Origin of the sequence: Rhizobium sp. JAB6 (assembly GCF_003024605.1) — a bacterium.
Lineage (GTDB): Bacteria > Pseudomonadota > Alphaproteobacteria > Rhizobiales > Rhizobiaceae > Rhizobium.
This window is the reverse complement of sequence record NZ_PYJQ01000009.1, coordinates 315,397-328,195: the sequence shown is the minus strand read 5'-3', so window position 1 is coordinate 328,195 and position 12,799 is coordinate 315,397. Positions and strand designations below refer to the sequence as shown.

Below are 12,799 nucleotides of genomic sequence, written 5' to 3'. Positions count from 1 at the left end.
GAAGCGCGCTCACGATGTAACCGTGAGTTCCTCTGCAACCATTCAGTTGCGATCCTTCAACCATTTAAGGACGTAGAGCCGGAGTGCGGAGGAGAGATTGCTGCCGGCTTCGCGGCCGTCGTCGATCTCGGAGATCAGTGCTGCGAGCGACGTGCCGCGCGCATTGGCGATAGCCTTCAGTTCTGTCCAGAAGGCATCTTCAAGGGAAAAGCTCGTGCGATGGCCATGCAGCGTCGCGGAATGTTTACGGATCATCAGCGGATCGATCAAAAATCGGAAATGGTGGGATATTTCTGAAGGTGATTCAAAATGCGGAAGCAAGCAACTGATTTCTGAAGTTTTTTATCGTGAGGCCGAAATTAGTCTTCCGTCTTCCCGGTTTCGATTCGGCCGGCCTCGTGCGCCTTTGCGGCCTTTTCGTTAAGTGTTGCCGTCAGCTTCTTCTCGGCCTTGGTTCGTCCGAAGGCAATGCGGTTCTGCTCCGCCTGTTTTTCCTTGTCCGAACGGGCCTGCTTCTTGCGAAACTGGCGCAGATTGACGATTTCGGCGCTCATCGATCTTTTCCCATTGCCGAATGAAAAAGGGAAGCGAATGCTCCCCTTGTAATGCCTACTGCTTCTTGCGGAATGCGTCGAGAGAGACGACGGATCCGGGCTTCTTTTCCTCACCTTCCTTGGCTGCAGCCGCAGGCGCTTCCCCGCCTTCGACCGGCACCGGATAGGCCGTGATTTCGCTGGAGGTTTCTTCTTCCTCGTCGGCCAGAGGCACGTCGAATTCCAGCTCGAAATTGACGGAGGGATCGTAGAAGCCGCGGATGGCGTTGAAGGGGACGACCAGCTTTTCCGGAACGTCGGAGAAGGAGAGGCCGATCTCGAATTGGCTTTCGCTGATCTTCAGATCCCAGAACTGGTGCTGGATCACGATGGTCATCTGCTCGGGATACTTCGCCTTCAGGTGCTGCGAAATGCGCACACCGGGAGCGCCGGTCAGAAAAGTGATAAAGAAATGGTGGTCGCCGGGCAGGCGGCCTGTAGCGGCGACCTCGGTCAGCACCTTGCGGATTACTCCTCGCAGGGCGTCCTGTGCCAAAATGTCGTAGCGGATATGATCCTGCCCCATGCTTTCCTGTCTTTCGTTGGCCATGTTTTTTATAGGCTTATGCCACGCTGAACGCCGCCGGAAAAGCCCTATGCGCGAGTCACCGCATGTCGATCTATAATATAGCACTGGAGAAGAAGGTGAAGGCTTCTGTTGCCAGGTGCCTTCGAACCCCGCCTAAGAGTGCGACCCCTTAGGACTTTATTTGAAGTGTCACACCGCGATTAAGCAGCGAGACGAGCTTCCGCATAGTTGTCGTTTGCAACTACAATTTTAGCCCGATAACGGCGGTACAATGCCGAGCGAAAAGTCGATCTTTACACCCTTGTCGATCCTGTTTCGCCCCCATCAAAAGCCGGTCTGCCGCAAGTTCTGCCGGCCGGTTTTTGGTGGAGGCGCCGGGTACCGCCCCCGGGTCCAATAGGTTTATTACACCGCTCATTTATCGCCATAGCCGGCCCGAAGACCGGCAAGGGTGATATAGTGTTTTCCGCAGGTGAAGGGAAGGGCAATTGTCATAAATGCTTCGTGGAAACATCGGTTTGTCCGCGAAGCCACGAGATTTCCCTGAATTGCGCTTGCCCGTGGTTGGTTTCGCACCGGCTTGTCATTAAAATTGCGAAAAGGGAATCGGCAGGCTGCTGTTAGGCTGCCTCATGGCCGAACAATTCAAGCAATTTCGGAGCGGAAGATGGCTCGTCACCCGGAGTATCAATATCTCGATCTGATGGCGCATCTGCTCGAGCACGGCGATCGCCGCATCGATCGCACCGGCGTCGGCACCTTGAGCGGTCTCGGCGCGATGATGCGCTTCGATCTCTCGAAGGGGCAGGTTCCGATCTTCACGACGAAGCGTGTCTATTGGAAGCTCGCCATCAAGGAGATGCTCTGGTTCCTGACCGGCGACACCAATATCCGCAATCTGCTGAAGGAAAATGTGCGGATCTGGACCGACTGGCCGCTCGCCAAATATCGCAAGGCGACAGGCGAAGAGATCGATCAAGTCGCTTTTGAAAAGCGCATTCTGGAGGATGAGGTCTTTGCTCTGCAATGGGGCGATCTTGGCCCGGTTTACGGTAAGCAGTGGCGGCAGTGGCGCGATGCCGAAGGCCGCGTGCAAGACCAGGTCGCCGCGGTCATAAGCGATCTCAAGACCAATCCCAGCAGCCGCCGCATGATCTTCCACGCCTGGAATGTCGGCGAGCTCGCCGATATGGCGCTGCATCCCTGCCATATGGTCTATCAGTTCCATGTATCGAACATCTCGGCCGAAGGGGGAAGGCGCCCGCGCCTCAGCCTGATGGTTTTCCAGCGCTCCTGCGACCTGTTCCTCGGCAACCCCTTCAACATCTGCCAGCAGGCGGCTTTGCTTGCCATGGTCGCGCAGCAGGTCGATATGGATATGGGCGAGCTCGTCTGGTCGGGCGGCGACGTCCACCTCTATCTCAATCATCTGGATGCCATCCGCCAGCAGCTCAGCCGCGAGCCGAAGCCGTTTCCGACCTTGCGTCTGCTACGGCGCCCTGACAGCATCGATGATTATCGCATCGAGGATTTCGAGGTTGTGGGCTATGAGCCGCACGCTGCGATTGCGGCCGAAGTTGCCGTTTAAGCTGCGGCTCGTCCGGTAATGCCGGCGAGAATGAGCGTTGCCGCCCTTGTCGGCATCGCGTTCGTTTCCTAGGCCGAAGGCTTGCCGTCGGGGTCGACGCGCTCATCCAGCAGGAGCTGCAGGAAGGCGAGATCAAGCCATCGCCCGAACTTCGTGCCGACCTGCGGGAGAAGGCCGACCTGCCGGAAACCGAGTTTTTCGTGCAGGCGGATGGAGGCGACATTGCCTGCCTCGATGCCTGCTACCATCACATGTTTGCCGATCGCCCGGGCACGCTCGATGAGCTCCATCATCAGTGCCTTGCCGATACCGCCACGATATTGATCGTTTCGCACATAGACCGAATGCTCGACCGTATGCCGATAGCCGTCGAAGGCACGCCAGTCGCCGAAGGAGGCATAGCCGACGACTTCGCCTTGCTCATCGGTTGCGACCAGCACGGGGTAGCCGAGCTTGTGCCGATCCAGCAGCCATTGCCTGCGATTGGCGATATCGACCTGGGTCTCGTTCCAGATTGCGGCGGTGTTGGCGACGGCGTCATTGTAGATCGCGGTTATTCCCGCGAGATCCTCGTCTCTCGCATCGCGAATTTGCATTGATTGGCTCCGTAGGACATCCACGAAATTGGATACAGCTGTTGTTACTCTATTTCGTCATACACCGTTTTCCATAGAAATCCACTATATTAGTATACGCATCCGGCAGATTAAAAGCGATGCGTGCACTTTTCGTTTCTGGCGTCGCGATGAATATCCGGGATTTTTAAGGAAATTTAACGTTTCCTATGCTGTCAGGACTATGTGATAGTGACCTTTCAGATGTGCAGGGCGCTGATTGCCAGCTCCGCCGAAGTCCACTATAGTAAATTCATGTCGCACTTTGATGATATCGACAGGCGCATCGGCGCCCGCATTCGCATCGAACGGGAAAGCCGCGGCTGGTCGCTGACGGAGTTGGCCGAACGCTCGGCCGTGTCCCGTGCCATGATTCACAAGATCGAGCGCGGCGAAAGCAGCCCGACAGCAACGCTGCTTGGTAAGCTTTCCGGTGCTTTCAGTTTGAGCATGTCGGCCTTGATGGCGCGTGCGGAGATGCAGCAAGGCCGGTTTCTCAAAAAGGAGGAGCAACCGGTCTGGATCGATCCGCAGACGGGCTACGAGCGCCGGCATGTTTCCCCAAAGTCCAATCTGCCGCTCGATCTCGTTCGCGTCGAATTGCCTGCTGGGGCTGAAGTTCCGATGCCCGCATCGGCTTATGCCTTCATGCGGCAGCTCATCTGGGTGCTGGAGGGGCAGCTGACTTTTCTCGAGGGAGATACCCGGCACTTGATGTCGGCAGGCGATTGCCTCGAACTCGGCCGGCCCACGGATTGCGTGTTCAAGAATGAAAGCGGCGAGCCCTGCACCTATGCCGTCCTCGTGCTTCGCAGCACTTGAGAGGCAGCGCTAAACTTAGCGTGACCGCATGGCAATGTGCTCGCCCGCCTGCGCGACAGGCGATATGCTGCCGTCTTTCTCAAGCCGAGGAGGAGATTGGCCGTGCAGATCGCAGTCATCGGGGCCGGCGCAATGGGGAGCGCGATTGGCCGGCGTTTGGTCGAAAATGGGGCGAGGGTGCTCACCTATCTCGAAGGACGATCGGCTTCGACCATCGAGCGGGCGAAAACGGCAGGCATGGAACCCGCCGGATTGGGCGCTGTCGCGGCCTCACCTCTCATTCTTTCCATCGTTCCACCGGCGGAGGCTGTTGCCGTTGCAAAGCAGATGGCCGCTGAACTGCGTCGGACGGGCGCGAAAACGACGTTCATGGACTGTAATGCGATTTCACCGAAAACCATGACAGAGGTTGCGGCGATTTTCGGCGGCGATTGCGGCGTGGTTCTCGACGGTTCTATCATCGGCGGGCCGCCAAAGCCCGGCCTGAAGGGGCCGAAACTTTACGTGAGCGGCGATACCGCTAGCGAGAGCGGCGTGCTTGCGGATCATGGGCTTCAGATCCGCCGCATCGATGGGGCGATCGGTGCGGCCTCGGCATTGAAGATGTGCTATGCCGGCATCAACAAGGGTGTGATGGGCCTCGGCACGGCCATGCTGCTTGCGGCGATCCGTTCGGGTGCCGATGCCGCCCTGAAGCGCGAACTTCAGGAAAGCCTGCCGGATCTCGACTCGAAATTCGTCCACGGCATTCCCGACATGTATCCGAAAGCCTATCGCTGGGTTGCGGAGATGGAGGAGATTTCCGAGTTCCTCGGCGAGGATGATCCAGCCGCCTTGATCTTCAAAGGCATGGCCGGGTTCTATCGGAAGATAGCCAGGGATCGGGAAGAGGGAGGCCTTTTGGCCGGTCAGCTTGATAAATTGAATAGCGGCTGCTGATGCGAGGTTGCGACAGGCGACTTCCATCTGCCGTTGCGGTCATCATGATGTAAAGTCGCCAGGCCGACTCGCATTGGCGTCGGGAAGGCAGAGTGAGGGAGGCGCATGACCCAGCCGATCAAGACCATCGTCGTTGCCGTATCGCGCAACGGCATCATCGGACGCGAAGGCGATATGCCCTGGCGGCTGTCATCCGATCTCAAGCGTTTCAAGGAGATGACGCTCGGAAAGCCGGTCATCATGGGGCGCAAGACGTTCCAGTCGATCGGCAAGCCTTTGCCCGGTCGGCCAAATATCATCATTACCCGCGATACCGATTTTACCGGCGAGAGGATAACAGTGGCCCATTCGCTCGACGAAGCGATCGTGGTTGCATCCCATCTGGCCAGCGAGAGCAATGTCGACGAAATCTGTATTATCGGTGGCGGCGAAATCTATCGGCAGGCGATCGGTCTGGCGGACCGGTTGCTGGTGACCCATGTCGGGGCAGATGTAGAGGGCGACACTTCCTTTCCGGACATCGATCCCGGCATTTGGCAGGCAGATAGCGAGCTTGTCATTCCGGCGGGAGAAAAGGACACCTATCCGACGCGTTTCGTTCGCTATGTCAGACGAAAGGCATGAAAGCTGCTGCCGAAAAGCAAATATTTTCCAACGAATCCGACGAACTTCCTGAAGTCGCGTTGAAAGCAGGTGCTTCGATACCTATAACGGGAAACAATCGCTGGCACCCGCGGATTTCGTGGGCTTGGCGCGATATCGGGAGCCAACAAACAAAGAGGTTTTGATGCCTTGGAGCAATCAGAATGGCGGCGGCGGTGGCCCATGGGGCGGCGGTGGCGGCGGAAATAATCAGGGCCCTTGGGGACAGGGACCGAACCGGCCGCGGGGCAGCGGCAACGGAGGGCCTCCGGACCTCGAGGATATCATTCGCCGCGGCCAGGACCGATTGAAAGGTTTCGTGCCAGGTGGCTTCAACGCAGGCGTCGTGCTCATCATCATCGCAGTGATCGCCGTTTTCTGGCTGATCCAGTGCATCTATACCGTCCAGCCGGACGAGCGCGGCGTTGAGCTGCGCTTCGGCAAGCCGCGCGAGGAAGTCTCGATGCCCGGCCTGCATTTCCATATCTGGCCGATGGACCGCATCGAATTCGTGAAGGTCACCGAGCAGCAGCGCAATATCGGCGGCCGCTCCACGGCCGGTTCCACGGCCGGCCTGATGCTGACGGGCGATCAGAACATCGTCAACGTGCAGTTCTCGATCCTCTATACCGTCACCAATCCGCAATCCTATCTGTTCAATCTCGAGACCCCCGACGAGACTTTGCAGCAGGTTGCGGAGAGCGCCATGCGCGAGGTCGTCGGTCGCCGCCCGGCTCAGGACATCTATCGCGACAAACGCCAGGAAATCGCGACCGAAGTCAGAAGCATCATCCAGGATACGATGGATCGCTACGGCTCCGGTATATCCCTCAACGCCGTTCCGATCGAGGATGTCTCGCCGCCGCGCGAAGTGGCCGATGCGTTCGAGGAAGTGCAACGTGCGGAGCAGAACGAAGACCAGCAGGTGGAAGAGGCCAATCAATACGCCAACCAGAAGCTCGGTCAGGCCCGCGGTCGCGCGGCTCAGATCCGCGAAGAAGCGGCTGCCTACAAGGACCGTATCGTGAAGGAAGCTCAGGGTGAGGCGCAGCGCTTCATCTCGATCTACGACGAATACGTCAAGGCGCCCGAGGTCACACGCAAGCGCCTGTTCCTGGAAACCATGGAGTCCGTCATCGGCAATTCCAACAGCATCATCATCGACGACAAGCAGGGCGTCGTGCCTTATCTGCCGCTGAATGAAATCGGCAAGCAGTCCACGACCCAGGCGGGCAAGCCTGCCGCTGCAACTCAGCCGGAGGCCAAATAATGACATCCAGCCGTTTGCCAGCCATTCTTATCGCACTCGCGGTCGTGCTGCTGCTTATCTATTCATCGGTGTTCGTGGTCAATGCGCGTGAACAGGCGATCGTCCTGCGCTTCGGCCAGATCCGCGACGTCAAGACGGAACCCGGCCTCTATTTCAAGCTGCCTTTCGCCTTCATGGATGCCGATCGCGTCCAGTATGTGCAGTTGCAGGAACTCCGCTTCGATCTGGACAATATCCGTGTCCAGGTGTCCGGCGGCAAGTTCTACGAAGTCGATGCCTTCGTCGTCTACAAGATCATGGATGCCCGCAAGTTCCGCGAGACCGTCTCGGGCGATCGCGATGCGGCTGAATCACGTCTCAGGACCCGCCTCGACGCCGCTCTGCGTCGTGTCTACGGTCTGCGCGGCTTCGAGGCGGCGCTTTCCAACGAGCGTGCCGCGATGATGACGGAAGTGCGCAACGATCTCCATCGCGATGCGGAAACACTCGGCCTCAACATCGAGGACGTCCGCATCCGCCGCACGGACCTGTCTCAGGAAGTGTCGCAGAACACTTACGACCGCATGAAGGCCGAGCGTCTGGCGGAAGCCGAGCTGATCCGCGCACGCGGTAACGAAGAAGGCCAGCGCCGCCGAGCAGTCGCGGACCGTCAGGTCGTCGAGATCGTTGCCGACGCGCAGAAGGATTCGGAAGTGCTGCGCGGTGAAGGCGAAGCCGAACGCAACGCCATCTTCGCGGATGCCTCGAAGCGTGATCCGAACTTCTATGAGTTCTATCGCTCGATGGCCGCCTACACCAAGGCGCTCGCCTCGGGTGGCAAGACGCTTGTCCTGCCTCCGAACCAGTCGGACTTCTTCAAGTATTTTGACAGTCCTGCGGGTTCCGCGCCCAATTCCGGGGCGCCGGCGCTCGCCAATCCGACGGCGCCCGCGAACTGAGACGTTGGTCCGAGAATTGAAAGGGGCTGCCTTCCGGCGGCCCTTTTCTTTATGACGGATGCATCACCGTTACCATCTCTACATTGGCGGGACGGAGGTCCGGGGATTTCGCAAAAAGGTGATTTCACGCTTCATCATTCCGCCTTATGTTGATGCTTATACAAGTTTTCCCTTTCTTTATGAGGATGCCTGATGGCTTCGACCAATCGCCTGCCTTTCAGCCGTTCGTTTGCCTTGCTTGCAAGCATTGCAATGATTGCCGGCCCCGCCGTGGGTGCCGCCGAACAGGCTCATGCGCAGACGCAGAACAGTGGTGCGCCCGCAGGTGCTCAGCCGCCGGCCGCGACCAATAATCAAACGCCGCCGGCAACAGCTCCCACGGTTACGGCAAATCCGGCGATGAATGCCGGACCGGCATCGGTTGCGGATCTCGCTTCCGGCCTGCTCGACGCCGTCGTCAATATTTCCACATCCCAGAAGGTCAAGGATGAAGGGAATGGACCGGCCACCCCGAAGATGCCGGACAATTCGCCTTACCAGGATGAATTCAACGACTTCTTCAACAACAAGAAAGACGACGACAGCAACCGCAAGGTGAGTTCGCTCGGCTCCGGCTTCGTCATCGACCCCTCCGGCTATATCGTCACCAACAACCACGTCATCGAAGGCGCCGACGATATCGAAGCGATCTTCCCGAATGGCACGAAGCTGAAGGCCAAGCTGATCGGGACGGATACGAAGACCGATCTTTCGGTCCTCAAGGTCGAGCCGAAGCACCCGCTGACATCCGTCAAGTTCGGCGATTCCTCCAAGATGCGGATCGGTGACTGGGTGATGGCGATCGGCAACCCCTTCGGCCTCGGCGGATCGGTTACCATCGGCATCGTCTCGGCGCGCGGCCGCAATATCAATGCGGGCCCCTATGACAATTTCATCCAGACGGATGCGGCGATCAACAAGGGCAATTCCGGTGGTCCGCTCTTCAATATGAAGGGCGAAGTGATCGGCATCAATACGGCCATCATCTCCCCCAGCGGCGGTTCGATCGGCATCGGCTTTGCCGTGCCGTCCGAACTGGCGGAAGGCGTCGTCAATCAGCTCCGCGATTTCGGCGAGACGCGCCGCGGCTGGCTCGGTGTGCGCATTCAGCCGGTCACGGACGATATCGCCAACAGCCTCGGCCTATCCGAAGCCAAGGGCGCGCTCGTGGCCGGCATTATCAAGGGTGGTCCTGTCGACAACGGCTCGATCAAGGCGGGCGATGTCATCCTGAAATTTGACGGCAAGGATGTGGAAGAGATGCGCGACCTGCCGCGCGTCGTCGCCGAAAGCACTGTCGGCAAGGAAGTCGAGGTCGTCATCTATCGCGATGGCAAGCAGCAGACCGTCAAGGTGACGCTCGGCCGGCTGGAGGACAGCGATCAGGCGGCAGCCGCAAGCGCCGACAAGAACAAGAAGCCGCAGCTCGCACCCGACGACAAAGGCAATGGCGACGGCGTCATCAATCCCGACCAGGGAGATGATGGTGACGACGGGGACATGGATGGGCAGGATCAGGGCGGCGACCCGCAGCAATCGCCGCAGGCTCAGCCGCCAGTCCAGGCAACCTCCAGCATTCTCGGAATGAAGCTCTCGACGCTGACAGCCGAAAACCGCAAGAGCTTCGGCATTGCCGACAGCGTCGACGGCGTCGTGATCACCGAAGTCGCACCTGGCTCGGCGGCAGCGGAAAAGGGGCTGAAGCCCGGCGATGTCGTCGTTGAGGTCGCGCAGGAATTCGTCCAGACCCCGAGTGCCGCGTCGGAGAAGGTGGCTTCGCTGAAGCGTGAGGGCCGCCGCAATGCGCAGATGATGATTGCGTCTCCGAATGGCGACTTGCGCTTCATCGCCGTCGCGCTCGAATAGCGCTCAATTTCCTGCTTGCTCTGTCTGCTGCGCCCGCCACTCGGCGGCGCTCAGGCGGTAGACAACGTGACGCTTCAGCTGCGGATGCGTCTCCGGAATTTGCGGGTGATCGAAATCCCAGGCCGGATAAGGTTGCATGCCGATCTTGCGCATCATCGCCAGGGCGCGCCTGTTGTCACGCACGGCAATGGACAGGATCTCCTCGAAGTTCAGGACGGTGAAAGCGTGACGCACGAGAGCGACACCGGCTTCGGTTGCGTAGCCTTTGCCCCAATGCTGCGCTGATATCCGCCAGCCGATTTCCACGGCATTTCTCGGCAACTGTGGATCGAGCTGAAGCCTCGACAGGCCCGAGAAACCGATTCCCTCGCCGCTATGCTTCAAGACCAAGGTCAGAAATTCGAAGCCGGGTTCGGGCGTGATGTCTCGGATCATGGAGAAGATGGTGTCGGCATCTTCACGGCTGCGGCTGAATGGAAAGAACTCAAGAACGGCCGGATCGGAGCTTAGCTCATAAAACAGCTCCCGGTGCTCTTCCAGACATGGCCGCAGGATCAGCCGGGATGTTTCGAGTGTCGTCATCGCCCAGAGCGCCACTCGGCTGCCGTCAGGCGATAAAGGACATGGCGCTTGAGGTGCGGATGGGTGTCGGGAACATTGGGGTGATCGAAGTCGCCGTCCTCGACCCGATGCATACCGATCCGCTCCATGACAGCTGTCGATCTGACATTGTTGTGCGCGGCGAAGGAAACGATTTGATTGAGGCCAAGCGTTCCGAAGCCATAGGCTAGCAAGGCCCGCGCCGCTTCAGTGACCAGTCCCTTGCTCCAGTGACGGACGACGAGCCGCCAGCCGATCTCGATTGTCCCGGCCGGAACGAACGGTTCCAGATGATCCGTTCGCATCAGCCCGCAATAGCCGATTGCCTCGCCGCTTTCCTTCAGTTCCAGCACATAGAGGCCAAACCCTGTTTCCGCGATCATGGACTGAACGCGATCGAAAAAGGCGTCCGCTTCCGCGCGATTGCGGCGAAACGGAAAGAACTCCATGACGGTCTCATCGGAATTGATCTCGTAGGCCAGGTCGCGATCCGCCTCGCGCCAATTGCGGATGATGAGGCGATCGGTTTCGGTGATGATCATGGGAGGCCCGATCTCGGCGCCTGCGCCGCTCTATGGTTTGATGAAATCCGTCTTGCGATAGCCCTGGATATAGAGCAGGGCGGTCAGATCGCCGTGATCGATGCGCATCCTGGCCTGTGCCGACACCGTGGGCTTGGCATGGAGCGCGACGCCGGAACCGGCAAGCTGCAGCATGCCGAGATCATTGGCGCCGTCGCCGACGGCCAGCGCGTCGTCAACGGAAATGCCGAGCCTCTCGGCGATTTCGTTCAGCGCATCCACCTTGGCCTGCTTGCCGAGGATGGGTTCCTCGACCAGGCCGGTCAGGATGCCGTTTTCTTCCAGCAGGATATTCGCCCGGTTCTCGTCGAAGCCGAGGGTCGCGCCGATCCGGCTGGTGAAGACGGTGAAGCCGCCGGAAACGAGGGCGGAGTAATAGCCTTTCGCTTTCATGGTGGCGATGAGTTCAGGGCCGCCCGGCGTCAGCGTGATGCGTTTGGCGATGACAGCGTCGACAACGGAGAGCGGCAATCCTTTCAGGAGAGCGACGCGCTCGCGCAGCGCCGGTTCGAAAGCGATCTCCCCATTCATGGCGCGGGCGGTGATGTCGGCAACCTTCTCCTTGAGGCCCACTTCGGCAGCAAGCTCATCGATGCATTCCTGGCCGATCATCGTGGAATCCATATCGGCAATCAGCAATTTCTTGCGGCGGGTTTCGGCCTGCTGGATGATGAGATCGATGGGTTCGCTGCCGATTATCGCCAGGATATTTGCCTCCGCCGCCTCGATATCGGTGTCGTCCCGCAGCGCGATATCGCAGGCAATGCCGTCAGCCAGCCAGTAAAGCCCGGATGCCTTCACAGCATCAGCCGCCTGTTCGGCGATCGCCGGAACAAGAACGGGATTTGACGGATTGGCAATAAGCGTGGCAACGAAGGCCATGAGCAGAAACCCTATGAGCAATATCGACGCGATCCTGATAACCGGGCCGACCGCCAGCGGCAAGTCCGCCTTGGCCGTAGAATTGGCACGTTCGCATGATGGTGTCGTTATTAATGCCGACAGCATGCAGGTCTATGACACCCTGCGCGTACTGACCGCACGCCCGGACGAAGCGGATATGGACGGCATTCCACACCATCTTTACGGTCACGTTCCGGCGCGCCAGGCTTATTCGACCGGCGCCTGGCTGCGCAAGGCAGGCGACTTGGTCGAGCGCTTGCGCGGCGAGGGCAGAATGCCGGTCTTTGTCGGGGGGACGGGTCTTTATTTCAAGGCGCTGACGGGCGGGCTTTCCGATATGCCGGAGATTCCGTCCGATATTCGCAACCGGCTCCGCAGCCGCCTGCTGGCGGAAGGGCCGGAAGCGCTGCATCGCGAGCTTGCGCAGAGCGATCGGGCGATTGCGGAAGTTCTGAACCCGCAGGACGGGCAGCGCATCGTTCGTGCCTTGGAGGTGATCGAAGCGACGGGCCGGTCCATCGCCGCTTTTCAGGGGAAGAACGGGCCAATGGTCATCGATCCCGACCGGGCGCAAAAAGTCGTGGTCCTGCCCGAGCGTGTCGTCCTGCACGAGCGTATCAACAGGCGCTTCGAGGCGATGCTGGCGATGGGTGCGGAAGACGAGGTGAGGGCTCTGCTGGCCTTGGATTTACCGCCGGAAATGCCGGTCATGAAGGCAATCGGCGTTGCACAGATCGCCGCGATGCTGAAGGGGGAGATGACACGCGCCGAGGTCATCGAAACCGGGGCGGCGGCGACACGGCAATATGCCAAGCGGCAGATGACCTGGTTCCGCAATCAGATGGACGAGAGCTGGGAGCGCTTGAGCCCGTAGT

General features: G+C 59.3%; 15 protein-coding genes and 1 other RNA gene. 8 read left to right on the top strand and 8 right to left on the bottom strand.

Annotated elements, in window-relative coordinates; all coding sequences use genetic code 11:
- Window positions 1-42 precede the first annotated feature (42 nt).
- The 4 genes from C7U61_RS11595 to ssrA all read right to left on the bottom strand — a co-directional run bounded on the left by C7U61_RS11595 (window position 43) and on the right by ssrA (window position 1,608).
- Window positions 43-255 carry a ribbon-helix-helix domain-containing protein gene (locus C7U61_RS11595; RefSeq protein WP_041677915.1) on the bottom strand — a complete coding sequence of 71 codons (213 nt, stop codon included), beginning with the start codon at window positions 253-255 and terminating at the stop codon, window positions 43-45.
- A gap of 104 nt (window positions 256-359) precedes the next feature.
- Window positions 360-554 (bottom strand): DUF4169 family protein, encoded by a 195-nt coding sequence (locus C7U61_RS11590; RefSeq protein WP_106998230.1) that lies wholly within the window; start codon window positions 552-554, stop codon window positions 360-362.
- 55 nt (window positions 555-609) lie between these two features.
- Entirely contained in the window at window positions 610-1,119 is a 510-nt protein-coding gene (locus C7U61_RS11585; RefSeq protein WP_106998229.1) for an SspB family protein, read from the bottom strand.
- Window positions 1,120-1,237: 118 nt separating this feature from the next.
- Window positions 1,238-1,608, bottom strand: a transfer-messenger RNA (tmRNA) gene (ssrA, locus tag C7U61_RS11580).
- A gap of 181 nt (window positions 1,609-1,789) precedes the next feature.
- Here ssrA and C7U61_RS11575 point away from each other — a divergent pair.
- Window positions 1,790-2,710, top strand: a complete 921-nt coding sequence (locus C7U61_RS11575; protein WP_106998228.1) for a thymidylate synthase — start codon at window positions 1,790-1,792, stop codon at window positions 2,708-2,710.
- Window positions 2,711-2,778: 68 nt separating this feature from the next.
- Here C7U61_RS11575 and C7U61_RS11570 read toward each other — a convergent pair whose 3' ends face one another.
- Entirely contained in the window at window positions 2,779-3,306 is a 528-nt protein-coding gene (locus C7U61_RS11570) for a GNAT family N-acetyltransferase (protein ID WP_106998227.1), read from the bottom strand.
- A gap of 273 nt (window positions 3,307-3,579) precedes the next feature.
- Here C7U61_RS11570 and C7U61_RS11565 point away from each other — a divergent pair, with 273 nt between their 5' ends.
- From C7U61_RS11565 to C7U61_RS11540, 6 genes are all read left to right on the top strand, one after another.
- Window positions 3,580-4,146, top strand: coding sequence for an XRE family transcriptional regulator (locus C7U61_RS11565; RefSeq protein WP_106999063.1), 567 nt, complete (start codon window positions 3,580-3,582; stop codon window positions 4,144-4,146).
- 102 nt (window positions 4,147-4,248) lie between these two features.
- Window positions 4,249-5,085, top strand: a complete 837-nt coding sequence (locus C7U61_RS11560; RefSeq protein WP_106998226.1) for an NAD(P)-dependent oxidoreductase — start codon at window positions 4,249-4,251, stop codon at window positions 5,083-5,085.
- 105 nt (window positions 5,086-5,190) lie between these two features.
- Window positions 5,191-5,709 carry a dihydrofolate reductase gene (locus C7U61_RS11555; RefSeq protein WP_106998225.1) on the top strand — a complete coding sequence of 173 codons (519 nt, stop codon included), beginning with the start codon at window positions 5,191-5,193 and terminating at the stop codon, window positions 5,707-5,709.
- Window positions 5,710-5,872: 163 nt separating this feature from the next.
- A complete protein-coding gene (hflK, locus tag C7U61_RS11550) occupies window positions 5,873-6,997 on the top strand; it encodes an FtsH protease activity modulator HflK (RefSeq protein WP_106998224.1) in 1,125 nt (374 codons plus the stop codon).
- Window positions 6,997-7,935 (top strand): protease modulator HflC, encoded by a 939-nt coding sequence (locus C7U61_RS11545; RefSeq protein WP_106998223.1) that lies wholly within the window; start codon window positions 6,997-6,999, stop codon window positions 7,933-7,935. The genes hflK and C7U61_RS11545 overlap by 1 nt, the downstream gene beginning before the upstream one ends.
- Window positions 7,936-8,127: 192 nt before the next feature.
- Entirely contained in the window at window positions 8,128-9,840 is a 1,713-nt protein-coding gene (locus C7U61_RS11540) for a Do family serine endopeptidase (RefSeq protein ID WP_106998222.1), read from the top strand.
- A gap of 3 nt (window positions 9,841-9,843) precedes the next feature.
- Here the strand turns inward: C7U61_RS11540 and C7U61_RS11535 are convergent, their stop codons facing one another.
- Genes C7U61_RS11535 through serB form a run of 3 tightly spaced genes read right to left on the bottom strand, consistent with a single transcriptional unit; the run spans window position 9,844 to window position 11,903 of the window.
- Complete coding sequence (locus C7U61_RS11535; RefSeq protein WP_106999062.1) at window positions 9,844-10,422, bottom strand: GNAT family N-acetyltransferase; 579 nt, start codon at window positions 10,420-10,422, stop codon at window positions 9,844-9,846.
- The gene (locus tag C7U61_RS11530; RefSeq protein ID WP_106998221.1) at window positions 10,419-10,982 is read right to left on the bottom strand and encodes a GNAT family N-acetyltransferase; all 564 of its coding nucleotides are present in this window, start codon (window positions 10,980-10,982) and stop codon (window positions 10,419-10,421) included. The genes C7U61_RS11535 and C7U61_RS11530 overlap by 4 nt, the downstream gene beginning before the upstream one ends.
- A gap of 30 nt (window positions 10,983-11,012) precedes the next feature.
- The gene (gene serB / locus C7U61_RS11525; protein WP_106998220.1) at window positions 11,013-11,903 is read right to left on the bottom strand and encodes a phosphoserine phosphatase SerB; all 891 of its coding nucleotides are present in this window, start codon (window positions 11,901-11,903) and stop codon (window positions 11,013-11,015) included.
- Between the two features lie 13 nt (window positions 11,904-11,916).
- Between serB and miaA the strand changes: the two genes are divergently transcribed.
- The gene (gene miaA / locus C7U61_RS11520) at window positions 11,917-12,798 is read left to right on the top strand and encodes a tRNA (adenosine(37)-N6)-dimethylallyltransferase MiaA (protein ID WP_106998219.1); all 882 of its coding nucleotides are present in this window, start codon (window positions 11,917-11,919) and stop codon (window positions 12,796-12,798) included.
- The last annotated feature ends 1 nt before the right edge of the window (window position 12,799 follow it).